27 protein-coding genes are annotated in these 25,794 nt (G+C 64.2%); 11 read left to right on the top strand and 16 right to left on the bottom strand.

Translation table 11 applies throughout. The annotated features are described in order from the left end of the window. Positions 1-30: 30 nt before the first annotated feature. From bioD to bioB, 4 genes are read right to left on the bottom strand one after another with little or no spacing between them, the layout of a single operon-like run. Entirely contained in the window at positions 31-711 is a 681-nt protein-coding gene (gene bioD / locus HWW83_RS00220) for a dethiobiotin synthase (RefSeq protein WP_033642233.1), read from the bottom strand. Next, positions 704-1,471 (bottom strand): malonyl-ACP O-methyltransferase BioC, encoded by a 768-nt coding sequence (bioC, locus tag HWW83_RS00215; protein ID WP_142002075.1) that lies wholly within the window; start codon positions 1,469-1,471, stop codon positions 704-706. The genes bioD and bioC overlap by 8 nt, the downstream gene beginning before the upstream one ends. Beyond that, a complete protein-coding gene (bioF, locus tag HWW83_RS00210) occupies positions 1,455-2,606 on the bottom strand; it encodes an 8-amino-7-oxononanoate synthase (protein WP_176588907.1) in 1,152 nt (383 codons plus the stop codon). Before bioF ends, bioC begins: the two co-directional genes overlap by 17 nt. Further along, entirely contained in the window at positions 2,606-3,643 is a 1,038-nt protein-coding gene (gene bioB / locus HWW83_RS00205; RefSeq protein WP_031299723.1) for a biotin synthase BioB, read from the bottom strand. Before bioB ends, bioF begins: the two co-directional genes overlap by 1 nt. Before the next feature lie 88 nt (positions 3,644-3,731). On the opposite strand from bioB, the gene bioA reads away from it, so the two are divergent. Continuing rightward, positions 3,732-5,006, top strand: a complete 1,275-nt coding sequence (gene bioA / locus HWW83_RS00200; protein WP_047572302.1) for an adenosylmethionine--8-amino-7-oxononanoate transaminase — start codon at positions 3,732-3,734, stop codon at positions 5,004-5,006. Between the two features lie 4 nt (positions 5,007-5,010). Here bioA and HWW83_RS00195 read toward each other — a convergent pair whose 3' ends face one another. Further along, positions 5,011-5,412, bottom strand: a complete 402-nt coding sequence (locus HWW83_RS00195; RefSeq protein ID WP_025301916.1) for a YkvA family protein — start codon at positions 5,410-5,412, stop codon at positions 5,011-5,013. Between the two features lie 2 nt (positions 5,413-5,414). After that, positions 5,415-5,690 (bottom strand): metal/formaldehyde-sensitive transcriptional repressor, encoded by a 276-nt coding sequence (locus tag HWW83_RS00190; RefSeq protein ID WP_025301915.1) that lies wholly within the window; start codon positions 5,688-5,690, stop codon positions 5,415-5,417. Positions 5,691-5,768: 78 nt separating this feature from the next. On the opposite strand from HWW83_RS00190, the gene dmeF reads away from it, so the two are divergent. Both dmeF and HWW83_RS00180 read left to right on the top strand, forming a co-directional pair. After that, positions 5,769-6,737, top strand: a complete 969-nt coding sequence (gene dmeF / locus HWW83_RS00185; protein ID WP_176588906.1) for a CDF family Co(II)/Ni(II) efflux transporter DmeF — start codon at positions 5,769-5,771, stop codon at positions 6,735-6,737. Positions 6,738-6,769: 32 nt separating this feature from the next. Next, positions 6,770-7,252 (top strand): kinase inhibitor, encoded by a 483-nt coding sequence (locus tag HWW83_RS00180; RefSeq protein WP_176588905.1) that lies wholly within the window; start codon positions 6,770-6,772, stop codon positions 7,250-7,252. Positions 7,253-7,316: 64 nt separating this feature from the next. Here HWW83_RS00180 and pgl read toward each other — a convergent pair whose 3' ends face one another. Beyond that, positions 7,317-8,312, bottom strand: a complete 996-nt coding sequence (gene pgl / locus HWW83_RS00175; RefSeq protein WP_176588904.1) for a 6-phosphogluconolactonase — start codon at positions 8,310-8,312, stop codon at positions 7,317-7,319. Positions 8,313-8,490: 178 nt separating this feature from the next. Between pgl and HWW83_RS00170 the strand changes: the two genes are divergently transcribed. Further along, positions 8,491-9,309 carry a pyridoxal phosphatase gene (locus HWW83_RS00170; RefSeq protein WP_033652412.1) on the top strand — a complete coding sequence of 273 codons (819 nt, stop codon included), beginning with the start codon at positions 8,491-8,493 and terminating at the stop codon, positions 9,307-9,309. A gap of 31 nt (positions 9,310-9,340) precedes the next feature. On the opposite strand, the gene modC is transcribed toward HWW83_RS00170, so the two are convergent. The 9 genes from modC to HWW83_RS00125 all read right to left on the bottom strand — a co-directional run bounded on the left by modC (position 9,341) and on the right by HWW83_RS00125 (position 18,051). After that, the gene (gene modC, locus HWW83_RS00165) at positions 9,341-10,408 is read right to left on the bottom strand and encodes a molybdenum ABC transporter ATP-binding protein ModC (RefSeq protein ID WP_046686592.1); all 1,068 of its coding nucleotides are present in this window, start codon (positions 10,406-10,408) and stop codon (positions 9,341-9,343) included. Further along, complete coding sequence (gene modB / locus HWW83_RS00160) at positions 10,409-11,098, bottom strand: molybdate ABC transporter permease subunit (protein ID WP_015377003.1); 690 nt, start codon at positions 11,096-11,098, stop codon at positions 10,409-10,411. Further along, a complete protein-coding gene (gene modA / locus HWW83_RS00155; protein WP_038870956.1) occupies positions 11,095-11,868 on the bottom strand; it encodes a molybdate ABC transporter substrate-binding protein in 774 nt (257 codons plus the stop codon). Before modA ends, modB begins: the two co-directional genes overlap by 4 nt. 158 nt (positions 11,869-12,026) lie before the next feature. After that, positions 12,027-12,176 (bottom strand): AcrZ family multidrug efflux pump-associated protein, encoded by a 150-nt coding sequence (locus HWW83_RS00150; RefSeq protein WP_004939813.1) that lies wholly within the window; start codon positions 12,174-12,176, stop codon positions 12,027-12,029. Positions 12,177-12,322: 146 nt separating this feature from the next. After that, a complete protein-coding gene (locus HWW83_RS00145) occupies positions 12,323-13,111 on the bottom strand; it encodes an ABC transporter ATP-binding protein (protein ID WP_103101849.1) in 789 nt (262 codons plus the stop codon). Then, positions 13,108-14,133 (bottom strand): FecCD family ABC transporter permease, encoded by a 1,026-nt coding sequence (locus tag HWW83_RS00140; protein ID WP_033642221.1) that lies wholly within the window; start codon positions 14,131-14,133, stop codon positions 13,108-13,110. The genes HWW83_RS00145 and HWW83_RS00140 overlap by 4 nt, the downstream gene beginning before the upstream one ends. A 1-nt stretch (position 14,134) precedes the next feature. Next, complete coding sequence (locus tag HWW83_RS00135) at positions 14,135-14,890, bottom strand: class I SAM-dependent methyltransferase (protein ID WP_033642220.1); 756 nt, start codon at positions 14,888-14,890, stop codon at positions 14,135-14,137. Between the two features lies 1 nt (position 14,891). Continuing rightward, the gene (locus tag HWW83_RS00130; protein WP_176588903.1) at positions 14,892-15,887 is read right to left on the bottom strand and encodes an ABC transporter substrate-binding protein; all 996 of its coding nucleotides are present in this window, start codon (positions 15,885-15,887) and stop codon (positions 14,892-14,894) included. Positions 15,888-15,891: 4 nt separating this feature from the next. Next, positions 15,892-18,051 (bottom strand): TonB-dependent siderophore receptor, encoded by a 2,160-nt coding sequence (locus tag HWW83_RS00125; protein ID WP_176588902.1) that lies wholly within the window; start codon positions 18,049-18,051, stop codon positions 15,892-15,894. A 187-nt stretch (positions 18,052-18,238) separates the two neighbouring features. On the opposite strand from HWW83_RS00125, the gene modE reads away from it, so the two are divergent. The 7 genes from modE to galM all read left to right on the top strand — a co-directional run bounded on the left by modE (position 18,239) and on the right by galM (position 25,784). Next, entirely contained in the window at positions 18,239-19,030 is a 792-nt protein-coding gene (modE, locus tag HWW83_RS00120; protein WP_046686590.1) for a molybdenum-dependent transcriptional regulator, read from the top strand. A gap of 90 nt (positions 19,031-19,120) precedes the next feature. After that, positions 19,121-20,608: a molybdate ABC transporter ATP-binding protein ModF gene (gene modF / locus HWW83_RS00115; RefSeq protein ID WP_176588980.1), complete on the top strand. Its 1,488-nt coding sequence runs from the start codon at positions 19,121-19,123 to the stop codon at positions 20,606-20,608. 95 nt (positions 20,609-20,703) lie between these two features. Next, positions 20,704-21,276, top strand: a complete 573-nt coding sequence (locus HWW83_RS00110; RefSeq protein ID WP_033642216.1) for a cysteine hydrolase family protein — start codon at positions 20,704-20,706, stop codon at positions 21,274-21,276. A gap of 167 nt (positions 21,277-21,443) precedes the next feature. Continuing rightward, positions 21,444-22,262, top strand: coding sequence for a CPBP family intramembrane glutamic endopeptidase (locus HWW83_RS00105; protein WP_033652347.1), 819 nt, complete (start codon positions 21,444-21,446; stop codon positions 22,260-22,262). 284 nt (positions 22,263-22,546) lie between these two features. Then, a complete protein-coding gene (gene galT / locus HWW83_RS00100) occupies positions 22,547-23,599 on the top strand; it encodes a galactose-1-phosphate uridylyltransferase (protein ID WP_176588901.1) in 1,053 nt (350 codons plus the stop codon). Then, positions 23,596-24,747: a galactokinase gene (gene galK / locus HWW83_RS00095; protein ID WP_046686587.1), complete on the top strand. Its 1,152-nt coding sequence runs from the start codon at positions 23,596-23,598 to the stop codon at positions 24,745-24,747. The genes galT and galK overlap by 4 nt, the downstream gene beginning before the upstream one ends. After that, positions 24,741-25,784, top strand: coding sequence for a galactose-1-epimerase (galM, locus tag HWW83_RS00090; protein WP_042783871.1), 1,044 nt, complete (start codon positions 24,741-24,743; stop codon positions 25,782-25,784). The genes galK and galM overlap by 7 nt, the downstream gene beginning before the upstream one ends. The last annotated feature ends 10 nt before the right edge of the window (positions 25,785-25,794 follow it).

The following is a 25,794-nucleotide window of genomic DNA, read 5'->3' as shown; positions in this document are numbered from 1 at the left end:
CCGGCGTTGTGATTCATCAGCCAGAACCTCTCACTGCGCCAGCAAGCTGATATCCAGATACTGCCCCAGCGGCGCCCGTTCGGCCTGCGGCAGGTGCGGGATTTCGCCCAGCAGCGGCGCGGGCAGCATACGGCGCAGCGTAGCCAGGTATTCCTGATGCCGCCGCCCCGGCGGCGCCACGTCGTTGGCGATCCAACCGGCCAGCGTCAGCCCGGCCTGTTGCACCGCCTGGGCCGTCAGCACCGCGTGGTTGATGCAGCCCAGCTTGATGCCCACCACCAGGATCACCGGCAGTTGCTCTTGCCGCACCCAGTCGGCGAAGGTGTACTCCGCCGACAACGGGGTAAACCACCCGCCGGCCCCCTCGACCAGCACCCAGTCGGCGCGCTGCTCCAGCCGGCGCAGGCCGTCGGACAGCCGCGCCGCGTCGATCGGCCGGCCTTCATCGGCGCTGACGATATGCGGCGAGGTCGGTTCGGCAAATACGTAAGGGTTCACTTCGTCGTAATCCAGCGCCACACCGCTGTTGGCCTGCAGCGCCAGCGCGTCGCCGTTGCGCAGCCCCTCGGCGGTCATCTCGCTGCCGGAGGCCACCGGCTTATAGCCGGCGCTGCGGTAGCCCGCCCGGTTGGCGGCCTGCAGCAAGGCGCTGCTGGCGACGGTTTTCCCCACTTCGGTGTCGGTGCCGGTCACGAACCAACGTTTACTCACGATAAATCACTCCATAAGCCAGATGATAGCTGAGCGGGAACTGCCCCTGCCGGCACGGGTAAGCCGCCTGCAGCGCGGCGAGGCGGCCACGCGACATCAGGCCGCCCTCACGCCCCTGATGCAAATGCGTCGCCCCGATGCCCTTGAGCGAACGCATCAGCGTCATCACGTCCGGGTAGTTCAGGGTGCGCAACTCCGTCACCAGCTCGTGTCGATAGGCGGCGCAGGCGGTGCGGATCTGCGTCAACGGCAAAAAGGCGTTCACGTGACGTTCGCCGTCCACCTGTTGCCAGGCGTCCCCCAATTCCTGCAGCGAGCCCGCCGCCAGCGTGGAAAACAGGATCACGCCGCCGGGACGGGTCACGCGATACAGCTCTGCCAGCGCGGCGGGCAGATCGCTGCACCACTGCACCACCAGGCTGCTGAAACAGATGTCCATCGCCGCATCGGGCAGCGGCACCTGTTCGATATCGCCCAGCAGATAATGATGCGCCGCCTGCCGTTGGCGGGCGACGTCCAGCATGCCCGGCGCCAAATCGAGCGCGGTCACCCGTTTGCCGCGCTCACGCCACATACGGCTGAAATAGCCGGTGCCGCAGCCGGCGTCCAGCAGCTGTTCGCCCGGGTGGGAACTCCCCATCCCCAGTAAGCGCTCGCCAACGTCACGCTGCAGCGCGGCGGCGGCATCGTAGCTGCCGGCCGCGCGGCTGAAGGCCGAGGCGACCGCCTGTTTGTTCACTGTGTCATTGGCTGACGTCATTCAGCACCTCCAGCAGGCGATCGATGTCCTGCGGCTGATGCGCCGCCGTCAGGGTAATGCGCAGCCGCGCGCCGCCCGGCGGCACAGTCGGTGGGCGGATGGCGCTCACCCACAGGCCGCACTCGCGCAGGCGGGTCGCCAGATCGAGCGCGCGCTGATTGTCCCCCACCAGCAGCGGCTGGATGGCGGTGTCGGAATCCGTCAGGGTCAGCGCCAGCGGCGCCGCGCCCTGACGGAAACGCCGAATGTTGTCCTGCAGCCGGGCGCGCAGGTCATCACCCTCTCGAATACGGGCCAGCGCCGCCTGCAGCGCGCAGGCCTGCGCCGGCGGCATCGCGGTGCTGTAGATCAGATGGCGGGCGAACTGCAGCAGATACTCGGCGGTCGCCTCATCGCACAGCACCGCCGCGCCGCTGACGCCGAACGCCTTGCCGAAGGTCGCCACCAGCAGTTCAGGCCGCACGCCCTGCTGCCAGCAGCTGCCGCGGCCTTGCTCACCGCGCACGCCGATGCCGTGGGCGTCGTCCACCATCAGCCAGGCGCCCGCCGCACGGGTTAAGCGATGCAGCTCCGCCAACGGCGCGCCGTCGCCATCCATGCTGAACACCCCTTCGGTCACCGCCAGCCGCTGCCCGTCGCAAGGTTTGGCCAGCAGAGCCGCCAAGGCCTGCGGTTGATTGTGCTGGAACCGGCGCAGCTCGGCCGGCGACTGCGCCGCCGCCTCCAGCAGCGAGGCATGGCTGAGACGATCGGCCAAAATGCGATCGCCCTTTTGCATCAACGCCGCCAGCACCGCCTGGTTGGCGGCGTAGCCGGAGATGAACAGCAGCGCGCGCGGATAGCCGAGCCACGCCGCCAGTTGCTCTTCCAGCACCTGATGCGCTGCGCTAAAACCGGTCACGTGGCCCGAACCGCCGCTGCCGACGCCGTAACGCTGCGCGCCCTGCTGCCAGGCGGCGATCACCCGCGCATCCTGGCTCAAGCCCAGGTAGTCGTTGCCCGAGAAGTTCAGATAGAGACGATCGCCGAGCCGGATCTGGCGGCCGTTGCCGCCCTCGGTGGTCTGTCGCCGGCGGTAGGCGGCGTTCAGGCGCCGCTCAGCCAGCGCCTGCTCGATGCGTTGCTGCCAGCTCATCACGGCGCCGCGTTGTAAAACTCGGCGGTATCGGCGTTCAGCAGTTGCTTGGCCAGCACCTGCTGTTGCTGGTTGTCGCCGTGTTCGGTTGCGGTCTGCTGCGGGTTGAGCCCCAGCTTGCGGAACAGCTGCAGGTCTTTGTCTTCTTCCGGATTCGGCGTGGTCAGCAGCTTGCAACCGTAGAAGATCGAGTTGGCGCCGGCCATGAAGCACATCGCCTGCGTCTGTTCGTTCATCTGTTCGCGGCCTGCGGAGAGACGGACATAAGAAGATGGCATCATGATGCGCGCCACCGCGATGGTGCGGATGAAATCAAACGGATCGACGTCATCGTTATCCGCCAGCGGCGTGCCTTTCACCTTCACCAACATGTTGATCGGCACGCTCTCCGGCGGCTTTGGCAGGTTGGCCAGCTGCACCAGCAGCCCGGCGCGATCGCGCACCGTTTCACCCAGCCCGACGATGCCGCCGGAGCACACTTTGATGCCGGCGTCGCGCACCTTGTCGAGCGTATCCAGGCGCTCCTGGTAGCTGCGGGTGGTGATGATGCTGCCGTAGAACTCCGGCGAGGTGTCGAGGTTATGGTTGTAGTAATCCAGCCCGGCCTCCGCCAGCCGCTCGGCCTGGGTGCCATCCAATGTGCCCAGCGTCATGCAGGTTTCCATGCCCATCGCTTTCACGCCCTGCACCATTTGCTGCAGATAAGGCATATCGCGCTCGTGCGGGTTCTTCCACGCCGCGCCCATGCAAAAACGGGTCGAACCGTTCGCCTTGGCCTTGCGTGCCGATTCCAGCACCTGCTCGACCTGCATCAGCCGCTCCGACTCCAGGCCGGTCTTGTAGCGTGAGCTCTGCGGGCAGTATTTGCAGTCTTCCGGGCAAGCGCCGGTCTTGATCGACAGCAGCGTGCTGACCTGCACCTGACGCGGGTCGAAGTGCTGGCGGTGTACGGTTTGCGCTTCGAACAGCAGTTCCAGCAGCGGTTTATCAAACAGGGCCTGGGCTTGCCCTACTGTCCAGTGAATGCGGTCGGCCATCATGGCGTCTCCAAAACGAAAAAGTGTCGCCAGTTTAAATATTGTGGATATACTGTCAACCAATCTTAATCCAATTTGGTTTACAACAATGTCTGTCACCGCTTCCGACCTGGCGTTTGACCAACGCCATATCTGGCACCCCTACACCTCCATGAGCCGCCCGTTACCCTGTTACCCGATCGAATCGGCCAGCGGCGTCGAACTGCAGCTGGCGGACGGCCGGAGTCTGGTGGACGGCATGTCCTCCTGGTGGGCGGCGATCCACGGTTACAACCATCCGCGCCTGAATCAGGCCGCCAGCCAGCAGTTGGAGAAGATGTCGCACGTGATGTTCGGCGGCATTACCCATCCGGCCGCCATCTCGTTGTGCCGTCGGCTGGTGGAAATGACGCCGGAAGCGCTGCAGTGCGTGTTCCTGGCGGACTCTGGTTCGGTGGCGGTAGAAGTGTCGCTGAAAATGGCGCTGCAGTACTGGCAGGCGCGCGGCGAGCGCCGGCAGCGCATCCTGACGCTGCGCCACGGCTATCACGGCGATACCTTCGGCGCGATGTCGGTCTGCGATCCGGACAACTCGATGCACAGCCTCTATCAGGGGTATCTGGCGCCGCACCTGTTCGCCACCGCGCCGCAGTGCCGCTTCGACGAGGAATGGCGTGAAGAGGATATCGCGCCGTTCGCCGCGCTGCTGGAGCAGCACGCCGGTGAAGTGGCGGCGGTGATCCTGGAACCGGTGGTGCAAGGCGCCGGCGGCATGCGCATCTACCATCCGACCTACCTCAAGCGGGTGCGCGAGCTGTGCGATCGCCATCAGGTGCTGCTGATCGCCGACGAGATCGCCACCGGTTTCGGCCGCACCGGCAAGCTGTTCGCCTGCGAGCACGCGCAGGTGGTGCCGGACATTCTCTGTCTGGGCAAGGCGCTGACCGGCGGCTATATGACCCTTTCCGCCACCCTGACCACCCGCCACGTGGCGGAGACCATCAGCAACGGCGCGGCCGGCTGCTTTATGCACGGGCCGACCTTTATGGGCAATCCGCTGGCCTGCGCCGTGGCGGACGCCAGTCTGGCGCTGCTGGCGGAAAATCGCTGGCAGGCGCAGGTGAGCGCCATCGAAACCCAGTTGAAGCGGGAACTGTTGCCGTTGGCGGCGCTGCCGAAGGTGGCCGACGTGCGGGTGCTGGGCGCGATTGGGGTGGTGGAGATGCGCGAACCGGTGGATGTCGCCGAGCTGCAGCGCGGGTTCGTCGAGCGCGGGGTATGGATCCGGCCGTTCGGCAAGCTGATTTACCTGATGCCGCCTTACATCATCGAAGCGGAACAGCTCAGCCGCCTGACCGCCGCCGTGGCCGACGCCGCGCGTTAATGCCTTACCAATGCTGGTCCAGATAGCGGGCCAGCAATCCCAAACACAGCAGCCACAGTAAAATGATCATCGCCGCCGCCATGCGGCCGGTGGGATTATCGACGCGCTTTTGCGCCTTCTCGCGCAGCTCGGCCATCAGCGGTTTGGGGATCAGCCGCACCGCCAACATGATGCCCAACGGCACGATGATCACATCGTCCAGATAGCCCAGCACCGGAATAAAATCCGGGATCAGATCGATCGGTGAGATCGCATAGCCGGCGACCAGCAGCGCGATCAGCTTGGCGTACCACGGGGTGCGCTTATCACGGGCGGCCAGCCACAGCGCGTAGATATCGCGCTTGATGCCTTTGGCCCAACGGCGCAGCCAGCCGAACCACGGCGTGCGTTTTTTCAGTGAAATCATGATTACTTCATATAAGAACGTAAAACGGTCATCAATTGCTCGATGTCCTGCTCGCGCTGCTGCGGCGTAGCGTCCGCGGCAGCCAGATGTTCGCGCACATGCCCTTCCAGCACCTGCGCCATCAGACCGTTGACCGCGCCGCGCACCGCCGCGATCTGCTGCAGAACAGCCGAACATTCGCCGCCGCTCTCCAGCGCGCGTTCCAGCGCTTCGGCCTGCCCTTTAATGCGGCGTACCCGCGCCAACAGCTTCTTTTGATCTCTGTGGGTATGGCTCATCATTTCCGCCTGATTGTTATTTACTATACTGGGGTATAGTATATTTCAGCACACTATCTTTTGCTGAGGAACTTCACCATGACGTCTCACGCGCCCGTTTTGCACCGCGAGCACAGCCACGTTTTTGACGATGGTAACCCATTGGCCGAAAGAAACACCAGATGGGCGGTGATACTCACCGCCAGTATGATGGCTATCGAGATCGCCGGCGGCTGGCTGTTTAACTCGATGGCATTGCTGGCCGACGGCTGGCACATGAGTTCGCACGCGCTGGCCCTGGGCCTGTCGGTGCTGGCTTACGGCGCCGCACGCCGGCTGGCCAAGGATCGCCGCTTTAGCCTCGGCACCTGGAAGATCGAAGTGCTGGCCGGTTACACCAGCGCGGTGTTGTTGGTGCTGGTGGCGGCGCTGATGCTGTTTCAGTCTGGGCAGCGGCTGCTGAATCCCAGCCCGATTCATTACAACGAAGCCATCGCCATCGGCGCGATCGGGCTGGCCGTCAACCTGTTCTGCGCCTGGCTGTTGCGCGGCGGCGGCCACCATCATCATCACGGGGATGACCACGACGACACTCATCATGACCTCAACCTGCGTTCCGCCTATGTTCACGTGCTCGCCGACGCCGCCACCTCGGTGCTGGCGCTCGTCGCGCTGTTCGGCGGCAAGCTTTGGGGCGCCGCCTGGCTCGATCCGCTGATGGGCATCGTCGGCGCGGCGATGGTGGCCGCCTGGGCCTATAGCCTGATGCGCGATAGCGGAAAGATTTTGCTGGATGCCGAAATGGACGCCCCGGTGGCGCAAGAGATCCGCCAGGCCCTGGCCGCTTCCGGCCACGCGCTCACGCTGACCGATTTGCATGTAGGCCGCATCGGCAAAGGAAAATATCATTGCGTCCTCGCCCTGAGCAGCGCCGATCGTACCCTCACCGCCGATCGGGTGCGCCAACTGTTGGCCGCGCATCCCGAACTGGTGCATGTCACCGTCGAGATCAACCGTCCGCCGCTGGCGCAAGGGGTTGTATTGTTCCACCGAAAAGATCTAGCTTAAGGGTCCGTGTTTATCGACAACTGGGAGTCATTATGGCTTTTCGTTTGTACAGCAACGATCTGCAGGACGGCGGCACAATGCCGCAGACGCAGGTCTTCAACGGCATGGGCTACCGCGGCGATAACCTGTCGCCGCACCTGGCTTGGGACGGCGTGCCCGCCGGCACCAAAAGCTTCGTCGTCACCCTGTACGATCCCGATGCCCCGACCGGCTCCGGCTGGTGGCACTGGGTGGTGGCCAATATTCCGGCCGACGTGCGCGAGCTGTCGCAGGGCGCAGGCTCCGGCAAAGCGCCGCTGCCGAGCGCCGCGCTGCAAACCCGCACCGACTTCGGCTCGGCCGGTTACGGCGGCGCCGCGCCGCCGAATGGCGAACGCCACCGCTATCAGTTCACCGTGCATGCGCTGGACGTGGAAAGCATTGAGGTGGATGAAGGTTCCAGCGGCGCGTTGGTGGGCTTTAACGTGCATTTCCACAGCCTCGGCAGCGCCACGCTGACGGTGATGTTCAACTGATTGATCTCCGCCCATAAAAAAGCGCGGCTCAACCGAACCGCGCTTTTCTGCTCTGCCCGCCGAATTACTTCGCCAGCACGCTTACCCACATCGGGCCTTTGCCCACCGGATAACGCGCCAACATAGTCAGCTGACCGCTGGCCTGATCAATTTCATGCACCGCGATGTGATCGGACTTCTGGCCGGACGAAATCACGAAGCGGCCGCTGTGATCGATATTGAAACCGCGCGGTTGCGCTTCGGTCGGATAATAGCCGGCCACGCTCAACGTGCCGCCGTCTTCGGAGACGCTGAAGAGGGTCAGAATGCTGGCGGTGCGATCGCTGGTGTACAGGAAGCGGCCGTTCGGCGTGATATGAATGTCCGCCGCCCAGCGGGTGCCGTCGAAATCGTCCGGCATGATATCCAGCGTTTGCGTCACGGTGTATTTGCCGCCGTTTTCCGAAATGGCCAGCACGTCCACCGTGCCGTTCAGCTCATTGACGCAGTAAGCGAACTTGTCGTTGTGGTGGAACGCCATATGGCGCGGACCGGCGCCGGCGGCGATATCCACCGCGTCCTGCGCGTGCGGCGTCAGCTGGCCCGCCAGGCTCAGGTTGAACAGACGGATGCGGTCTTCTTTCAGACACGGCACCAGCACCAGCTGGTTGGTCGGATCGATGTTGGCGGAGTGCGGCGCGCTCAGGCCGTCGATCTGTTGGATCGGCGCCGTGACCACGCCGTCGTGGCCGATCGGGCTGATGCTGGCGCAGTTGCCGCTGTAGGAAGCGGAGAACAGGTAACGCCCCTGCAAATCGGTGGAGATATGGGTCGGGCTGCCCGGCAGCGGCGCCATGCCGGCCTGCTGCAGCGTGCCGTCCGCCTCGATGCGGTAGCTGACGATGCCGAACGCCGGACGCACGCCGACGTACAGGTGAGTCTTGTCCGGATGAAGGGTCATCGGCTGCACCTGGCCCGGCACGTCAACGGTTTGCAGCAGCGTCAGCGCGCCAGCGTCGTCCAACTGCCAGACGTGGATCTGCTGGCTCTCCGGGCTGGCGACATAAACGATTTGCTTCATGTGTTCTCCTTGCAAAGGGTAAAAGAGGAACCGGTTTCAGGCCGTTCGCTTGTCCCTAGCTTACCGCACATCCGTCGCATGGCAACCCTGCTTAGCACCGGAAGCTCACGCGGTTTTCTCCATTGGCTATCCGGTGTACCATCGGATTAATTTTATGGCTAACGATAACGAGAATCCTATGAGCTACCGCGTCATCGCCCTCGATCTTGACGGCACCCTGCTGGACAATCAAAAACGCATCTTACCGCAGTCGCTGGAAGCGCTGGCGCAGGCGCGCGCCGCCGGCGTCCAGGTGGTGGTGGTCACCGGCCGCCATCACGTCGCCATCCATCCGTTCTACCAGGCGCTGCAGATTGACACGCCGGCCATCTGCTGCAACGGCACTTACCTATATGATTTTCAGCAGAAAAAAGTGCTGGCCGCCGATCCCTTGGCGAAGGAGCAGGCCAAACAGGTGCTGCAGATGCTCAAACAGACCGACATTCACGGGCTGATGTACGTTGACGACGCCATGCTGTATCAGGAACCGAGCGGCCACGTGACTCGCTCGCTGGCCTGGGCCGAAACCCTGCCTGCGGCGCAGCGCCCGACGCTGCTGCAGGTCGGCAGCCTGGCGCAGGCGGCCGACGACGCGCAGGCGATCTGGAAATTCGCCACCTCGCACGCCGATATTCCGGCGCTGCGCGAGTTTGCCGACACGGTGGAAAAAGAGCTGGGGTTGGCGTGCGAATGGTCCTGGCACGATCAGGTGGATATCGCCAAAGGCGGCAACAGCAAAGGCAAACGCCTGCGCCAATGGGTGGAGTCGCAGGGGCTGAGCATGGATCAGGTGGTGGCGTTCGGCGACAACTACAACGACATCAGCATGCTGGAAGCGGTCGGTTTGGGCGTGGCGATGGGCAACGCCGATGACGCGATCAAGGAACGCGCCGATCTGGTGATCGCCGATAACCTGCAGCCGGGCATCGCCGAGGTGATCCGCACCCGCGTGCTGTAGTCTTTTCGCCCTCCCGCCGGGAGGGCTCGCCTTAACGGCTCTCGCGGCTGATCGACACGCTTTTCACCTGCGCGTACAGCCACTGCCCGGGGCGGATCGCCAGTTCGTCTCGCGCCCAAGGCGTGATGCGCGCCCACAGCACGTGTTCCCCGACCGCCAGCTTCACCTCCACCTGCCCGTCCACGTCCAGACACTCGCTGACCTTGGCCGGCAAGACGTTGCGAATGCTGCTGTTGACCGGCGGCTGCAGCACCAGCGAGACGTCGGCGGCATTGATGCGAATGCGCAGCTGAGTGCCCAATTCGGCATCGATGCCGCTGACCCACAGCCTTTGATCGCCGAGCGCCAGCGCGGTCATGGCATAGCGTTGATGATGCTCAATCACGCTGACGCGCAGCACGCTGCTCTGATCTTCACGTTGCAGCCACGGCCGCAGCGCGCTGCTGGCCCAGACGGCTTCCAGCCCGCCGAACGCGCGCACCTCGCCGCGATCCAGCACCAACACCTGCTCGGCCAGGCGCAGGATCTCGTCCAGGCTGTGGCTGACGTAGAGGATAGGGATGTTGACGTCCTGCGCCAGCCGCTCCAGATACGGCAGCAGCTCGCGTTTGCGCGGCAGATCGAGCGAGGCCAGCGGTTCGTCCATCAGCAGCAGTTCCGGCGCGGTCAGCAGCGCGCGGCCGATCGCCACCCGCTGTTTTTCACCGCCGGAGAGCGTCAGCGGCAGCCGATTGAGCAGCGGCCCGATGCCCAACAGCTCGACGATGGTGTTGAACTGCGCGCGCATGCCGGCCGCCATGCCGTACTGCAGGTTGCCGCGCACCCGATAGTGCGGGAACAGGCGCGCATCCTGAAACACATAGCCGATACGGCGCTTTTCCGGCGGCAGGCAGAGGCCCGCGGCGGTATCCACCAGCGTGCGGCCATTGAGCGCGATGCGCCCCTGCTGCAAACGGGTCAGGCCGCCGATGGCGTTGATCAATGAAGTTTTACCCGCGCCGGACAGGCCGAAAATCGCGGTGATGCCCTGCGCCGGCAAATCGGCGCGGACGTTGAGATTGAGGTCGCCCAGCTGCTGCGAGAAATCCAGCTCCAGCATTTACACCCCCATCCGTTTGCGGCCCCAGCGGGCCAGCCATTCGGACACCATCAGCGAAGCCAGCGACAGCACGATGGCGATCACGCACAGACGCGCGGCGGCGGCCTCCGCCCCCGGTGTTTCAATCAGCGTATACATCGCCAGCGGAATGGTGCGGGTTTCACCGGGAATGTTGGAGACGAAGGTGATGGTGGCGCCAAACTCCCCCAGCGAACGGGCGAAGGCCAGCACCACGCCGACAATGACGCCGGGCAGTGACAGCGGCAGCGTGATAGTGAAAAACACCCGCCACGGGTTGGCGCCCAGCGTGCGCGCCGCCTGTTCCAGCCGGGTATCCACCGCCTCCAGCGCCAGCCGGATAGCGCGCACCATCAGCGGAAACGCCACCACCGCCGACGCCAGCGCGGCGCCGCGCCAGCTAAAGCTGAAGCTGAAGCCGAACCAGTCGTACAGCCACTCGCCGATGACGCCGCGCCGCCCCATGGCGATCAGCAGCAAATAACCCACCACCACCGGCGGCAGCACCAGCGGCAGGTGAATGACGCCATCCAGCAGCGCCTTGCCGGGAAAACGGCAACGCACCAGCACCCAGGCCATCAGAATGCCGAACGGCAGGCTGCAGACTACCGCCAAACCGGAAACTTTCAGGCTCAGCTCAACCGCCTGCCACTCGTACTCGCTCAGAATCATTTACGCGGGGTGAATCCATAATGTTCGAAAATAGCGGCCGCTTCCGGGCCCTTCAGATAGGTATAGAAAGCGCTGACCGTCGGATTTTGACGATCTTTCACAATCGCCATCGGATATTCAACCGGTTTGTGGCTGTCTTCCGGGAACACGCCCACCACTTTCACCTTGTCGCTGGCGACCGCGTCGGAACCGTAAACGATGCCGAGCGGCGCTTCACCGCGCTCCACCAGCGCCATCGCGCTGCGCACGTTGTTGGCGCGCGCCAGTTTCGGCTCCAGCGCACTCCAGGCGCCCAGGTGTTCCAGCGCCTCTTTGGCGTAGATACCGGCCGGCACGTGATCCGGATCGCCCACCGCCAGACGGCCGCCGTTGAGCAGCTTGGTCCAGTCGGTCTGCTTGTCGATGGCGATCTTATCTTGCTTATCGCTCTTGGCGGCGATCAGCACCAGTTCGTTGCCCAGCAGCGTATAGCGGGTGTCTTTCACCATCTGCTGCTTGTCGATGGCGTAATCCATCCACTGTTGATCGGCGGAGATGAACAGATCGGCCGGGGCGCCCTGCTCAATTTGGCGCGCCAGCGTCGAAGAGGACGCAAAGGAGGAAACCACCTGCACATCCTTGCCTTTTTGATACTGGGTGGCGATGTCCTGCAGCGCGTTGGTCAGCGACGCGGCGGCGAACACGGTGATCTTTTCCGCCGCCGAAGCCTGTGCCACCAGGCCCGATGCCAACACGATCCCGCCAACCCATTTGGTCCATTGCTGTTTCATTGTTTTTCTCCGCAAGTTAACGTGCATTATCACTCTTCGTTATATAAAAAATAATATAACGTTGCGCGAAAGCTTGTCATGCGGTTTATCGGCAAAGCGTGAGATAACTTGAGGAATGCCCGCCGGGCGATGCCGGCGGGTATCAGGATGGGGAACGGTCAGTGCTGGGTGCGATTTTCTTTCGAACGGCCCACTTTGGAGAAGACGTTGAACACTTCGCCAAAACCGTAGATCAGGCCGAGGATCAGCGCCATGACCACCGGCACCATGACCACGGCAAACAACAGACTTTTCAATAATTCCAACATGATAGCCTCGCTTAACTGCCCATTGAGCGGCAAATGCCTTTCACCGCATATCGGGTTATTCTAACCCAAAAAAATCGGTAAAACCGGAGTTATTTTAGCCAGCGGGGCGAAATTGTGATCGGCTAAACGTGCCCTTTCCACCGGGCTCATGCCGGTGCGGGGTAATAGATCAGCGGCGGCGCATAGCCGGCGGGCGCCGCCAGCCGGGCCTCCACCCCGTACACCGCGCGAATGTTCTCCGGCGTCAGCGCCTGCCGCGGCGCACCTGCCGCACAGACCCTGCCCCGCTGCAGCAGCGCCACCCGATCGCAATAGCAGGCGGCCAGATTCAGATCGTGCAGCGTTACCACCACGCTGAGCTTCAGCCGCCGCAGCAAGGTCATAAACTGCTGCTGATGGGCGATATCCAGATGGTTGGCGGGCTCATCCAGCAGCAGCCACGGCGTTTGCTGCGCCAACGCGCGCGCCAGGTGCACCCGCTGCCGTTCGCCGCCGGACAGCCGCTGCCAATCGCGATCGGCCAGGTGGCTGATGCCCACTTGCTCCATCGCCTGCCCGGCGAGACGGCGATCTTCGGGGCCGAAACCGCGCCAGCGGCCGATATGGGCCAGGCGCCCCAGCAGCACCGCCTCCTTCACCGGCAGCGCGAAGGCGCCGGGGGCGGATTGCTCGAGAAAGGCGATGCGCCTGGCGCGCTCCCGCCCGGAAAACGCAGTAATTTCGCGCCCTTCCAGCCAAACGTGGCCCCCGGCGGCAGGCTGCAACCCGGCCAGCAGCTTGAGCAACGTGGATTTACCGCTGCCGTTGACGCCGAGCACGCCGGTGACCTCACCGGGCAAGGCGCAGAAATCCAGATTTTCCAGCACCGTGCGTTCGCCCGCTCGCCAGCTCACCGCTTCGGCGCGCAGGCCGGATCGCGCTTTTTCAATCGTCATGCATTGACCTTCCGATACAACAACAGCAGGAATACCGGCACCCCCAACAGCGCCGTCAGCACGCCGACCGGCAGCTCGCGCGGGGCAAACAGCGTTCTGGCCAGCGTGTCCGCCGCCACGGCGAACAGCGCGCCGCACAGCGCGCTGGCCGGCAACAGCAGCCGATGCCGCGAGCCGACCAGCCGCCGGGCGACATGCGGCACCGTCAGCCCGATAAATCCCACCGCGCCGCTGAACGCGACGATCGCCGCCGTCAGCGCGGTAGTCACCACATACAGCAGCAGCTTCAGCGGAGCCACCGCCACCCCCAACGAAGCGGCGGTCACGCCGCCGAACGCCAGCGCGTCCAGCTCACCCGCCCGCAGCCAACAAAGCAGCAGCGCCGCCGCCAGCGCCAGCCCGCACAGCCCGACCTGCGGCCAGCGCGCGTCGCTGAACGATCCCAGCAGCCAGAACATCACGCCGCGCGTGACGTTGGCGTCCGCCTGCCAGAGGGTGATCAGCGAAGTTAACGCAGAAAGCAGCTGCGTCACCGCCACCCCGGCCAGAATAAACAGCGTGGACTCCCCCTGCAGCGAACGCCCGGCCAGCAGCATCACCAACGCAAATGCTCCCAGCGCGCCGATAAACGCGCCGCCGGACACCGACAGCAGGCCGCCCCCCAGCCCCAATACCAATACCGTTACCGCCCCCACGCCGGCGCCGGAGGAGATGCCCAGCACCCAGGGATCGGCCAGCGGGTTGCGGGTCAGCGACTGCAGCACGGTGCCCGCCAACGCCAGCCCGGCGCCGGCTAGCGCCGCCAACAGCGCGCGCGGCATCCGCAGCGACCAGATGATGCGCTGATACACCTCGGCGTCGGTCGCCGCACTGCCGCTGACGCCGAACACGATGCGCCAGGCGTCGTGCCACGCGATCGGCGCAGGTCCCGACAGGGTGGCGCCCAGCAGGGCCAGCGGCAGCGCCGCCGCCAGCAACAGCAGCCAACCGGCCTTACGGCCGGGCAGTAACCCCCGGATCATGCTATTTCCAGCCTGCGATCACATAGTCGTCCAACAGCTGCCACACCGTCCCCGCCTCGCTGAAACCGGCTTGTCTAAGCGCCGCGAGCTGGAAATCCACCGGCGTCGGCGGCGGCACCGGGCGGCCGGCGAACAGCGCTTCACGCTCGGCCTGATAAGCGGCCAGCGCCGGCGATTGCAGCGCGCCCGCAAACCAGCGATCCCAATCCTCGACGCCGTTGTCCCAGGCGCGCTGTTGGGTCTGCTCGTCGTGCCGCTCCGCCAACGCTTTCAGCCGCGGCTGACGCTGGTCATAGCGCTGATGATCGGCGTTCAGGAACACGCCGCCGTCGGCCAGCAGCCCGGCAACGTTGCGGTACAGCGCCAGCTGCTGCTCGGGCATCAGCCAGTGCAGCGCCGTGCTGGACACCGCCGCCTGCGGCGCGGGGCCGGACAGCGCGGCAAAACAGGCCGGATCCGCCAGATCGGCCTGCAGAATGCGGATCCGATCGCCGTACTCCGCCAGCGCACCGCGCGCCACCGCCAGCAACAGCGGATCGAGATCGATGGCGGTCACCCTGGCCTGCGGAAAGCGCTGCAAAATGCGCAGGCTCAGCGATCCCGGGCCGCAGGCCAGATCCACCACGTGAAAATCCTGGCCGGCGGCCAGCGCCAGCACCTCCAGCTGGGCGTTAAAACGCGCTTCCCGTTCGGCGATGTAGGCCGCCTGCTGGCGATCCCAGGAGTCCAGCAGCGAAGAGAATGAAACGGCAGTCATATCAAGGTTCCTTGTTGGAAAAAGTCGGCGCCTGCGGCGGCAAGGCCGCCAGGCCCCGAATCAAACGGCCCAGCGCCGCCACGGTGCGGGCGGAAGGGTCCATGTCGTAACCGGGGAGGATCACGTAGCGCCGCTGACGCACGGCGCGCAGCGTCGCGGTCAGCGGGTGATGTTCCAGAAAGGCGATTTTGTCGGCCGCGCTGTCGCCGAGGCCGCCGCGCGGCAGATCGCCAAGCACGATCGCATCCGGATCGCGGGCGGCGATAACTTCCCAGGACACCGTCGGCCACAGCTCGGGCCGATCGCCGAACAGGTTCTCGCTGCCGACGCTGCGGCTCAGCAAACCTGGTGCGCCGCAGCAGCCCGCCACGTAGGGCGTCTGCGTGCCGGCATACCACCACAGCAGACGTAAATGCGGCAGCGGCGCGCGGCGCGCCTCAAACGCCTGCAGTTGCCCACGCAGCCGCGCGATCGGCGCTTCACCGGCGCGGCTGACGTTGAAAATGCGCGCCAGCTCCCGCAGCTCGGTGAAGATGTCTTCAAACGTCAGCGCGGCGGCGATCGCGCTTTGCTGGCCGCTGCAGGCGCCGGGAGAGAGATAAGTGCCGATGCCCCATTCCGCCAGCCGCGCCCGATCGGGCGTTTCCGGGCTGTGCAGCCAGTAATAGCTGGCCGAATAGACAAAATCCGGCCGCATCAGCAGCAACGCTTCCGCCGTGGGCGGCGCCGGGCTGACGGGCACCCGCAGCGCATCGACCGACGCCGTCGGCGCGGGATCGCGCGCGCGGTCATACCCGACCACGCCGATTGCGCGGCCAGCCAGTCCTAGCGCCAGCAGGTTTTCCAGCGCCGGATTGGCATAAACCAGCACCCGCTGCGGCGGCTGCGGGTAATCGCGCATGACCCCGCAATTTTGCAGGCCGACGGCCTCAGCGTGCAGCGGCACGCCCCCGCCCAATCCCAGGGCGCACAACAACGGATAGAGCGATCGTTTCACGCCGTCAGAACCTGACCGACACGAAGGTTTCATAGCTGCGCGGCGGCGCGATCAGCGCCTGATCCGGGTAGGTGCGCTGATAGGCGTACAGCTGGTTGGTGGCGTTGCGAATGCGGAAACCAACATCGATGATCGGCGTCAGCTGATAGTCCGCCGCCAGATCGAGCGTGGTGTACGCGCGCATCTTGCGCTGGTTGGCGTCGTCGTTATAACTGCTGCCGACGTAGCGCAGCGAAGAAGCCAGCCCCAGGCGCGCCGTCGCCTGATAATGCACGCTGAGGTTGGCGGTCCAGTCCGGGATATAGGCCGGGCGATTGCCGTTGTAGCTGCGCAGCGGGCTACCGCCGCGATAGTCGTCGTAGCGGGCGTGCGTGTAGGTGGCATTGCCGGCCAGCTCCCAACGATCGTCGGGACGCAGCACCACGCCAAGCTCGATGCCACGCGACGTCTGCCTGCCTACCGCGTTCAACGCATCCGGCCGCTGCACGTCGGGCACAAACAGGTTGTCCTTGCGCAGTTCGTACAGCGCCAGCGTCGCCTCGCCCTTGTTATCCCAAAACCCCCCTTTGGCACCGGCCTCCCACTGACGCGCTCGCGTCAGCGGCAGATCGGTCTGCGCCGGGCTGAGGAAGAACAAATCGTTGCCCGGCTCCTGGCCGGTGGTGTAGTTGGCGTAGAGCGTGAGGTTATCGGTCAATGCATAGCTGGGGCCCAGGCTCCAGGTGCTGAAAACATAGGTGTGCGCGCGGCTCTCTTCCTGCGGCCCCTGGAAGCGCCAGTCCATGTTCATATGGTTGTAGCGCAGCTGGCCCAGCAACGCTAAACGCTCGGTCAGGCTGAAGCGATCCTCGAGAAAGGCGGCATACTGGTTCTGGGTAACGTGGCGCACCGGCGCGCGTTGGCGGTCGGTACCCTGGGCGAACGGCTCTCTGGGCGGCGCGCCGAGCGGTACGTCTTCGGAGCCAGGGAAACCGTTCGAGTAGTACTGAAAATGCCGCTTGCTCAGATCGAAGCCGACCAGCAACCGGTTATCGAAACCGGCGATGGCGCGATCGAACACCAGCGAACTGCGGTTGCCGATCAGATCGTCGTCGTGCGCCAGGGCGCCGAAGGAGTCGCGGTTGACGTCGCCGGGCCGGGCCGCCGCCGCGACGCGGAAACGCTCGACGTTGCGCCATTCGCGAAAGCCGCTGTAGTAATAGAATTGGTTATGCCATTCCACTTCGGGCGTCATAAACCAGTCCAGACTGGCCTGAAATGCGGTGGCGTTGCTCTGGATGCGGCTGTCGGTCAGGTTGTTGTAATTGATGTCGCGCAGCTCGCCGGCAATGCGCCCGTCCAGCAGCGGCGTGCCGTAGTAAGGGTTGTTGGTGCGGTTGAGCATGCGGTCCAGGCTCAGCGTCAGCAACGCTTCGTCCGTCAATTTAAACAGCAGCGAGCCGGAAACCCGCTTCTGCCGATCGCGTTCATACTGCACGTTGCTGCCGCTGTCGTTGCCGCTGACGTCCAACCGGTACGCCACCGCATCGTCCACCAGCGCGCCGCCGGCCCCCAGATGCAGACGCTGGCTGCGGTAGCTGCCGAAGCCATAATCAAGCTCGAGCGGCTGGCGGCTGAAGGTCGGCCGCCGCGAGATCAGGTTGACGCTGCCGCCTGCGGCGCTCAGCCCGTTCAAGGCCGATCCCGGCCCGCGCAGTACCTCGATGCTGTCGTAATGCGCCGGATCGCCCAGTTGCAGCGTGCTGCCGGGCATCTCTACGCCGTTATACAGCCAGGCGATCGGCCGAAAACCGCGCGCGGAAAAGTTGTTGGACAACGTTGGCGAAGCGACGCCAGACAGACCGGTGGCATGCTCGACGGCGGCGGCCAGCGAGCGATCGCCCCGCTGTTGGATCGCCCGCGCGCTGATGATATCGACGCTGCGCGGCGTCTCCCGAGCGCTCAGCCCGAGCTGCGAAGCGCTGCGGCTCACGGCGCTCAACGCATCGTAGCGCCCGGCGGAGGCCGCCGCTTCCACGGTGAGCTGTTCTTCACATCCCGTGGCATTGCGGGCTTTATCGCAGTCGGCGGCGAAAGCCAGCGGCGCCAGTGCGCCGCCGACCCAAGCGGCGGCGAGGCATAAATATTTCCTGGGCGCGCGAAGGCGCTGGCGTGTCGTACTCATGTGGAGCATCCCTGTGGTGAAATAAAAATCGGCCGCAGCCGGAATAAAGCTTTATCGTTTTTTGTTATGTTATATTATTACAATATTGCAATGCCAGTCTTTATTGCCCCGCGCTCCACCGCACTGCGTTTGGCGCTTTGCCGCCAAATCGGCGACAATACGATTTTTGCCGCCGACAGGATGCGCTATGCAGGCCGAAATTCTTCTGACTCTCAAACTCCAGCAAAAGCTGTTCGCCGATCCGCGCCGCATCGCGCTGCTGAAACAGGTGCAGCACACCGGCTCCATCAGCCAGGGCGCCAAACTGGCGGGCATCAGCTACAAAAGCGCCTGGGACGCCATCAATGAGATGAACCAACTGGCGGAACAAACGGTGGTGGAACGCGCCACCGGCGGCAAAGGCGGCGGGGGCGCGCATTTGACGCACTACGGCCAACGGCTGATCCAGCTGTACGATCTGCTGGGCCAGGTGCAGCAAAAAGCCTTCGACGTGCTGCAGCAGGACGATCTGCCGCTCGACAGCCTGCTGGCGGCCATCTCGCGCTTCTCGCTGCAAACCAGCGCGCGCAATCAGTTTTTCGGCACCGTGATCGAACGCGACCACCAGCAGGTACAGCAGCATCTGGCGATCCTGCTGAACGACGGCAGCACTCGCCTGACGGCGGCCATTACCCAGCAAAGCGCCGATCGGCTGCAGCTGACGCCCGGCAAAGAGGTGCTGGCGCTGATCAAGGCGCCCTGGGTGCGTCTGAGCGTCGATGCGGCCGATAACGCCGACGCGGAGAATGCGCTGGCGGGCGTGGTGGCCGGCATTCAGCCGGGCGCCGAACACAGCGAGGTGCTGGTGACGCTGGCGGGCGGCGAAACCCTGTGCGCCACCCTGACGACGGCGGAGCTGCAGCGCCTGCAGCTGAGCGTCGGCGACGCCGTATACGCCCTGTTCAACGCCGATCGGGTGATTGTCGCCACGTTGTGTTAAGCGCAACGTGATGTTGCGTTTTTGTTGATTGACATCACCCTGCAATGCGCCTATTTCTAAGGAAAATAATTGCAAAAAAAGGAACAGGTGATGTCGTCGTTGCACATTTCGCAAGGTTCATTCCGCTTGAGCGATACCCGCACCCTGACGCTGGAAGCGCTGGCGATCCAGGCCGGTGAAAGCTGGGCCTTCGTCGGCGCCAACGGCAGCGGCAAATCCGCCCTGGCGCGCGCGCTGGCCGACGAACTGGTTCTGCTGCGCGGCGAACGCCGCAGCGACTTTCAGCATGCGGTGCGCATCTCCTTCGAACAGTTGCAAAAGATGGTCAGCGACGAGTGGCAACGCAACAATACCGATCTGCTCAGCGCGGACGAAGACGACACCGGCCGTACCGCGGCGGAGATCATTCAGGAAGAGGTGAAAGACGCCGCGCGCTGTGAGCGACTGGCCGCGCAGTTCGGCATTACCGCCCTGCTGACGCGCCGCTTCAAATACCTCTCCACCGGCGAAACGCGCAAAACCCTGCTGTGCCGCGCGCTGATGCCGCAGCCCGACCTGCTGATCCTCGATGAACCCTTCGACGGGCTGGACGTGCACTCGCGCGCGCAGCTCGCCGCGTTGCTGAGCGAGCTTTCCGCCCAGGGCCAAACCGTGGTGCTGGTGCTCAACCGGTTCGACGAAATACCGGATTTTGTCCGGCAGGTGGGCGTGCTGGCGGACTGCACCCTGACCAACCGCGGGCCGCGCAGCCAGGTGATGGCGGACGCGCTGGTGGCGCAGCTTGCGCACAGCGAAAACCTCAGCGGGCTGGCGCTGCCGGAAACGGAGGATCCGGCGCATAAAGTGGCCCTGCCGGCGGATCGTCCGCTGATCGTCCTGCGTGACGGCGTGGTCAGCTATAACGATCGGACGATCCTCAATCATCTCGACTGGCAGGTTAACCCTGGTGAACACTGGCAGATCGTCGGCCCAAACGGCGCCGGCAAATCCACCCTGCTCAGTTTGATCACCGGCGATCACCCGCAGGGCTACAGCAACGATCTGACGCTGTTCGGCCGCCGCCGCGGCAGCGGGGAAACCATCTGGGAAATCAAACGCCATATCGGCTACGTCAGCAGCAGCCTGCATCTGGATTATCGCGTCAACACCAGCGTGCGCAACGTGGTGCTGTCGGGGTTCTTCGATTCGATCGGCATTTATCAGGCGGTCTCGGATCGCCAGCGGCAGCTGACAGAGCAATGGCTGGCGCTGCTCGGGCTCAACGGCGCGCGCGGTGACGCCCCGTTCCACAGCCTTTCCTGGGGCCAACAGCGGCTGGCGCTGATCGCCCGTGCGCTGGTGAAACACCCGGCGCTGCTGATCCTCGACGAACCGCTGCAAGGGCTGGATCCGCTCAATCGCCAGCTGGTGCGCCGCTTCATCGACGTGCTGATCGGCCAGGGCGCCACGCAGTTGCTGTTCGTTTCGCACCATGCCGAAGATGCGCCGCAGTGCATCACCCATCGCCTCAGCTTCGTGCCCGACGGCGAGGGCGGCTACGGCTATCAACACCAGCGGCTGGAGGCAGCCTCCGTCTGAAACGCGGCGTAAACATATCCGGCAACACTTCACCGCAGCACATCACATTTGGCCTTTTATCATAGAAAGAAAGAAGGCCATTTTCTGGAGACGCCATGTCCGCTGCGTTGATTATCATCGACCTGATCGAGGATCTTATCGGGCCCAAAGGCCGCGCCAACCACTGCCGTGAACAGGTGGCGGCGACCCACCTGCTCGCCAACGTCAATGCCGCCGCGGCCTATGCGCGGGTGCGAAAAATCCCGGTAATTTGGGTGCGGGTGGGATTCGCCGACGATTATCATGACATCCCGCCTCACTCGCCGCTGTTCAACCATCTCAAGCAGATCGGCGCGCTGCGGCTAAACGGCCCGGGATGCCGCTGGGTGCCCGAACTGCACCGGGAAGAGACCGATCTGCAGTTTGAAAAAACGGCGGTTAGCGCCTTCTCCGGTAACAATTTGTTAGCCTGGCTGCGGCAACATCGGTGCCACCATTTGCTGCTGGCGGGCATCAGCACGCCGCTCGCCATCGAAAGCACCGCGCGTCAGGCGCACGACGCCGGCTTTCAGGTGACCGTATTGCACGATCTGTGCGCAGCCCCTACGCAGGAGATCCACCAGCAGAGTCTGGATACCCTGCAAAATCTGGCCGAAATCACCCGTTCGCAGGCCTGGATGAGAGGTTAACCTGCATCGCCGCCGGTTGTGTCGGCCGGCATAATGCACGAATGCATCACTGCCCCGACCTTTAGCGTCATTCTGGTGTGCTACTATCCGCTTTAGCGCTCAATTTCGCCATCATCGCACGCCGCAAAGGCGCTGAGCGCCGTGTACATATTTTAAAGGGACATATTATGTGGGGCGTACTGGCTGCTTCGTTATTTTTCTTGCCGTTTAACCGGCTGATAGCCTGGGTGATCCTGGCCGCCTCGGCGGGCATGGGGCTTTATCATGGGGTGCTGACGCCACTCAGCCTGGGTTGCCTGTTGGCCATCGTGGCGCTGGCGGGTCTACGTCATTATTTTCGCGCGCAGCGTAATCTGGCGATCGCGCTCGAAGGGTTGGTGATCGCCGGCTGCGTGGCGCTGTTCTTGCATCTGGTGCCTGGCATCCACAACCAGCTGATGATCGACGGCGAAAAAGCCGGCCCGCTCAGCGCACCGTTCACCATGTATTACAACTTCGACAAGGCGATGGTGCCGTTCCTGCTGTTCGCCTGCTTGCCCACATTGTTTTCCGCCGAACGCGGCGGCAACGGCGGCAAGGCGGGCTGGATTGCGCTGCTGCTGGCCGTGCCGGCGCTGTTGCTGCTGGCGGTGGCGCTGGGCGGCTTAAAAATCGAGCTGCATGCGCCTGCCTGGATCCTGCCCTTCGTCATGGCGAACCTGTTCTTCGTCTGCATGGCCGAAGAAGCGCTGTTTCGCGGCTACCTGCAGCAGCGCCTCAGCCAGTGGCTGGGGGCCTGGCCGGCGCTGATTGTCGCCTCCCTGGTGTTCGGCGCCGCGCATCTGGCGGGCGGTACGCTGATGGTGATCTTCGCGACCCTCGCCGGGGTGATCTACGGCCTGGCGTGGATGTGGAGCGGCCGTCTGTGGGTGCCGATTCTGTTCCATTTCGGACTGAACCTGACCCATCTGCTGTTCTTCACCTACCCGCTGTATCAGCATCCCTAACGTCTGACGCCGGCAGAGAGCGCTTCTCTGCCGGTGGCTGGATGAAAACGCTATCACAAGCGCCTCACCGCCCCGCCATCAACCGCTTTGCATGCTGCTTTACGCCGCCTGTCCGGCGCTTTTCACCGAAGTGTAAACGATTCCATTTTTCGCGTTGGATCACCTTTTTATCGCTGTAGCCATGCTATCTTTTTGCGCATTGACCACTCCCTGTTCAGCAATGGGCGTATCAAGACGGTAATTGGAAGCGATTACACCCTCGTCGACGCCAAGAAAGGAACCGTATGACGGAATTTAACCCTATCGACCATCCGCACCGCCGCTTTAACCCGCTGAGCGGCCAGTGGGTGCTGGTCTCACCGCACCGCGCCAAGCGCCCCTGGCAGGGCCAACAGGAGAGCGTCCCCACGGCAACGCTGCCGGCGCACGATCCCGACTGTTTCCTGTGCCCGGGCAACGCGCGCGTCACCGGCGATCGCAATCCGGAATATCGCGGCACCTATGTCTTTACCAACGATTTCGCCGCGCTGATGAGCGATACGCCGCCGGCGCCCGACAGCCACGATCCGTTGATGCGCAGCCAGAGCGCGCGCGGCGTCAGCCGGGTTATCTGTTTCTCTCCCGATCACAGCAAGACCCTGCCCGAACTGACGCTGCCGGCGCTGGAGCAGGTGGTCACCGCCTGGCAGGCGCAAACCGAGGAGCTGGGCAAGCACTACCCCTGGGTGCAACTGTTCGAAAACAAAGGCGCGGCGATGGGCTGCTCCAACCCGCACCCGCACGGGCAGGTCTGGGCCAACAGTTTTCTGCCGAACGAGGCCGAACGCGAAGATCGCCTGCAACACGACTATTTCCGGGAACATGCCTCCCCGCTGCTGCTGGACTATGCGCAGCGCGAGCTGGCCGCAGGCGAACGCATCGTGGTGAACACCGAACACTGGCTGGCGGTGGTGCCCTACTGGGCCGCCTGGCCGTTTGAAACGCTGCTGCTGCCGAAAACGGCGGTGCAGCGCATCACCGATCTCAGCGCGGCGCAAAGCCGCGATCTGGCGCTGGCGCTGAAGAAGCTGACCAGCCGCTACGACAACCTGTTCCAGTGCTCGTTCCCCTATTCGATGGGATGGCACGGCGCGCCGTTCAATGGCGCCGACAACCGGCACTGGCAGCTGCACGCCCATTTCTATCCGCCGCTGCTGCGTTCAGCCAGCGTGCGCAAATTTATGGTCGGTTACGAGATGCTGGCGGAAACCCAGCGTGACCTGACCGCCGAACAGGCCGCAGAGCGTCTGCGCGCCGTCAGCGATATTCATTACCGTGAAGCCGGAGCCCAAGCATGAGCCTGAAACCGCTTACCCATTCCCTGTTTACCGAACACTTCGGCTACGCGCCGGCGTTGACCATCCAGGCGCCGGGGCGGGTGAACCTGATCGGCGAGCATACCGATTACAACGACGGCTTCGTGCTGCCCTGCGCCATTGATTACCAAACCGTTATCGCCTGCGCCAAGCGCGACGACCGTCAGATCCGCGTGCTGGCCGCCGATTATCAGAATCAGCAGGATCAATTCTCGCTCGACGATCCGATCGTCAGCCATCCCGACCAGCGCTGGTCCGACTATGTCCGCGGCGTGGTGAAGCACCTTCAGCGCCGTAACGCCGATTTCGGCGGCGCGGATCTGGTGATCGCCGGCAATGTGCCGCAGGGCGCGGGGCTCAGCTCCTCCGCCGCGCTGGAAGTGGCGGTGGGCCAGGCGCTGCAGGCGCTCTATCAGCTGCCGCTGGACGGCGTGGCGCTGGCGCTGAACGGCCAGGAGGCGGAGAACCAATTCGTCGGTTGCAACTGCGGCATCATGGACCAGCTGATCTCCGCGCTCGGCCGGCGCGACAGCGCTCTGCTGATCGACTGCCGCTCGCTGGAGACCCGCGCGGTGCCGATGCCGGACAGCGTGGCGGTGGTGATCATCAACTCCAATGTGCAACGCGGGCTGGTGGACAGCGAATACAACACCCGCCGCAAACAGTGCGAAGAAGCGGCGCGTTTCTTCGGCGTCAAGGCGCTGCGCGACGTCAGCCCCGAACAGTTTGCAGCGCGTCAACATGAGTTGGATCCGTTGGTGGCCAAACGCGCGCGCCATGTCATCAGCGAGAATGCCCGCACGCTGGCGGCGGCCGATGCGCTGGCGGCCGGCGATCTGCAACGCATGGGCCGGCTGATGGCGGAGTCTCACGCCTCGATGCGTGACGACTTTGAAATCACCGTGCCGCCAATCGATCGGTTGGTCGAGATTGTCAAAGCGACCCTCGGCCCGCGCGGCGGCGTGCGCATGACCGGAGGCGGCTTTGGCGGCTGCATCGTCGCGCTGATGCCACAGGACCTCGTGGAAACGGTGCGCGCCGCCGTGGCGCACGAGTATCCGCTGCAAACCGGCGGATTGCGGGAAACGTTTTACGTCTGCCAGGCTTCGCAGGGGGCCGGCACATGCTGACGGTGAGCACGGAAGCGGCGCCCGATGGGCAGCCTTACCAGCTGACGCGGCTGCAAAACGCCGGCGGCATGACCGTCACCCTGATGGACTGGGGCGCCACCTGGTTGTCCGCGGTATTACCGCTCACATCCGGCGAAAAACGCGAGCTGCTGCTCGGCTGCCGCAGCGCCGCGGACTATCAACGTCAGGGCGCCTATCTGGGCGCCACCGTTGGCCGTTACGCCAACCGCATCGCCAATGCCAGCCTGCCCATCGACGGTAAATCCCATGCGCTGCTCGCCAATCAGGGCGCGCACCAGTTGCACGGCGGCCCCGACGGTTTTCATGCCCGCCGCTGGCGCCGGGTACAGCAGGATGCGCACCAGGTCTGCTATGCGCTGCATTCAGCGGATGGCGATCAGGGCTTCCCCGGCAATCTCGACGTGCAGGTTTGCTACCGCCTGACCCCCGATAATCGTCTGGAAATCAGCTATCTGGCGCAGGCCGATCGCCCCTGCCCGGTCAACCTGACCAACCACGCCTATTTCAATCTGGACGGCCCCGGCACCGACGCCCGCGCCCAACGGCTGCAGCTGTTCGCCGATCGCTATCTGCCCGTCGACGCCGAGGGCATTCCCTGCGCCGAGTTGACGCCGGTGGACGGCAGCGGCATGGATTTTCGTCAACCGAAAACGCTGCTGCAGGATTTCCTGCGCGATCGCGACCAACAGCGGGTCAACGGCTACGATCACGCCTTTCTGTTGCACCGCATCTGCGGCGCGCTGGAAAGCCCGGCGGCCCATTTATGGTCCGCCGACGGGCAGGTGCAAATGAGCGTGTTCACCGACGCACCTGCGCTGCAACTCTACAGCGGCAATTTTCTGGCCGGCACGCCGGCGCGCGACGGCGGCAGCTATGCCAACCATGCCGGCGTGGCGCTGGAAAGCGAGTTTTTGCCGGACAGCCCGCACCATCCCGAGTGGCCGCAGCCGGATTGCTGGCTGCAGCCGGGGAGCCGCTACCGCAGCGCCACGCATTATCAGTTTTATCCTATCTAACCCGCCATGC

It is taken from the genome of Serratia ureilytica (assembly GCF_013375155.1).
GTDB classification, from domain to species: domain Bacteria; phylum Pseudomonadota; class Gammaproteobacteria; order Enterobacterales; family Enterobacteriaceae; genus Serratia; species Serratia ureilytica.
This window is presented reverse-complemented; position numbering and strand designations above follow the sequence as displayed.

What these genes read in the sequence shown, in the direction of transcription:
- bioC (WP_142002075.1), bottom strand. Translation starts at nt 1,471, where the DNA reads ATGACGTCAGCCAATGACACAGTGAACAAACAGGCGGTCGCCTCGGCC.
- bioF (WP_176588907.1), bottom strand. Translation starts at nt 2,606, where the DNA reads ATGAGCTGGCAGCAACGCATCGAGCAGGCGCTGGCTGAGCGGCGCCTG.
- bioB (WP_031299723.1), bottom strand. Translation starts at nt 3,643, where the DNA reads ATGGCCGACCGCATTCACTGGACAGTAGGGCAAGCCCAGGCCCTGTTT.
- bioA (WP_047572302.1), top strand. Translation starts at nt 3,732, where the DNA reads ATGTCTGTCACCGCTTCCGACCTGGCGTTTGACCAACGCCATATCTGG.
- HWW83_RS00195 (WP_025301916.1), bottom strand. Translation starts at nt 5,412, where the DNA reads ATGATTTCACTGAAAAAACGCACGCCGTGGTTCGGCTGGCTGCGCCGT.
- HWW83_RS00190 (WP_025301915.1), bottom strand. Translation starts at nt 5,690, where the DNA reads ATGAGCCATACCCACAGAGATCAAAAGAAGCTGTTGGCGCGGGTACGC.
- dmeF (WP_176588906.1), top strand. Translation starts at nt 5,769, where the DNA reads ATGACGTCTCACGCGCCCGTTTTGCACCGCGAGCACAGCCACGTTTTT.
- HWW83_RS00180 (WP_176588905.1), top strand. Translation starts at nt 6,770, where the DNA reads ATGGCTTTTCGTTTGTACAGCAACGATCTGCAGGACGGCGGCACAATG.
- pgl (WP_176588904.1), bottom strand. Translation starts at nt 8,312, where the DNA reads ATGAAGCAAATCGTTTATGTCGCCAGCCCGGAGAGCCAGCAGATCCAC.
- HWW83_RS00170 (WP_033652412.1), top strand. Translation starts at nt 8,491, where the DNA reads ATGAGCTACCGCGTCATCGCCCTCGATCTTGACGGCACCCTGCTGGAC.
- modC (WP_046686592.1), bottom strand. Translation starts at nt 10,408, where the DNA reads ATGCTGGAGCTGGATTTCTCGCAGCAGCTGGGCGACCTCAATCTCAAC.
- modB (WP_015377003.1), bottom strand. Translation starts at nt 11,098, where the DNA reads ATGATTCTGAGCGAGTACGAGTGGCAGGCGGTTGAGCTGAGCCTGAAA.
- modA (WP_038870956.1), bottom strand. Translation starts at nt 11,868, where the DNA reads ATGAAACAGCAATGGACCAAATGGGTTGGCGGGATCGTGTTGGCATCG.
- HWW83_RS00150 (WP_004939813.1), bottom strand. Translation starts at nt 12,176, where the DNA reads ATGTTGGAATTATTGAAAAGTCTGTTGTTTGCCGTGGTCATGGTGCCG.
- HWW83_RS00145 (WP_103101849.1), bottom strand. Translation starts at nt 13,111, where the DNA reads ATGACGATTGAAAAAGCGCGATCCGGCCTGCGCGCCGAAGCGGTGAGC.
- HWW83_RS00140 (WP_033642221.1), bottom strand. Translation starts at nt 14,133, where the DNA reads ATGATCCGGGGGTTACTGCCCGGCCGTAAGGCCGGTTGGCTGCTGTTG.
- HWW83_RS00135 (WP_033642220.1), bottom strand. Translation starts at nt 14,890, where the DNA reads ATGACTGCCGTTTCATTCTCTTCGCTGCTGGACTCCTGGGATCGCCAG.
- HWW83_RS00125 (WP_176588902.1), bottom strand. Translation starts at nt 18,051, where the DNA reads ATGAGTACGACACGCCAGCGCCTTCGCGCGCCCAGGAAATATTTATGC.
- modE (WP_046686590.1), top strand. Translation starts at nt 18,239, where the DNA reads ATGCAGGCCGAAATTCTTCTGACTCTCAAACTCCAGCAAAAGCTGTTC.
- modF (WP_176588980.1), top strand. Translation starts at nt 19,121, where the DNA reads ATGTCGTCGTTGCACATTTCGCAAGGTTCATTCCGCTTGAGCGATACC.
- HWW83_RS00110 (WP_033642216.1), top strand. Translation starts at nt 20,704, where the DNA reads ATGTCCGCTGCGTTGATTATCATCGACCTGATCGAGGATCTTATCGGG.
- HWW83_RS00105 (WP_033652347.1), top strand. Translation starts at nt 21,444, where the DNA reads ATGTGGGGCGTACTGGCTGCTTCGTTATTTTTCTTGCCGTTTAACCGG.
- galT (WP_176588901.1), top strand. Translation starts at nt 22,547, where the DNA reads ATGACGGAATTTAACCCTATCGACCATCCGCACCGCCGCTTTAACCCG.
- galK (WP_046686587.1), top strand. Translation starts at nt 23,596, where the DNA reads ATGAGCCTGAAACCGCTTACCCATTCCCTGTTTACCGAACACTTCGGC.
- galM (WP_042783871.1), top strand. Translation starts at nt 24,741, where the DNA reads ATGCTGACGGTGAGCACGGAAGCGGCGCCCGATGGGCAGCCTTACCAG.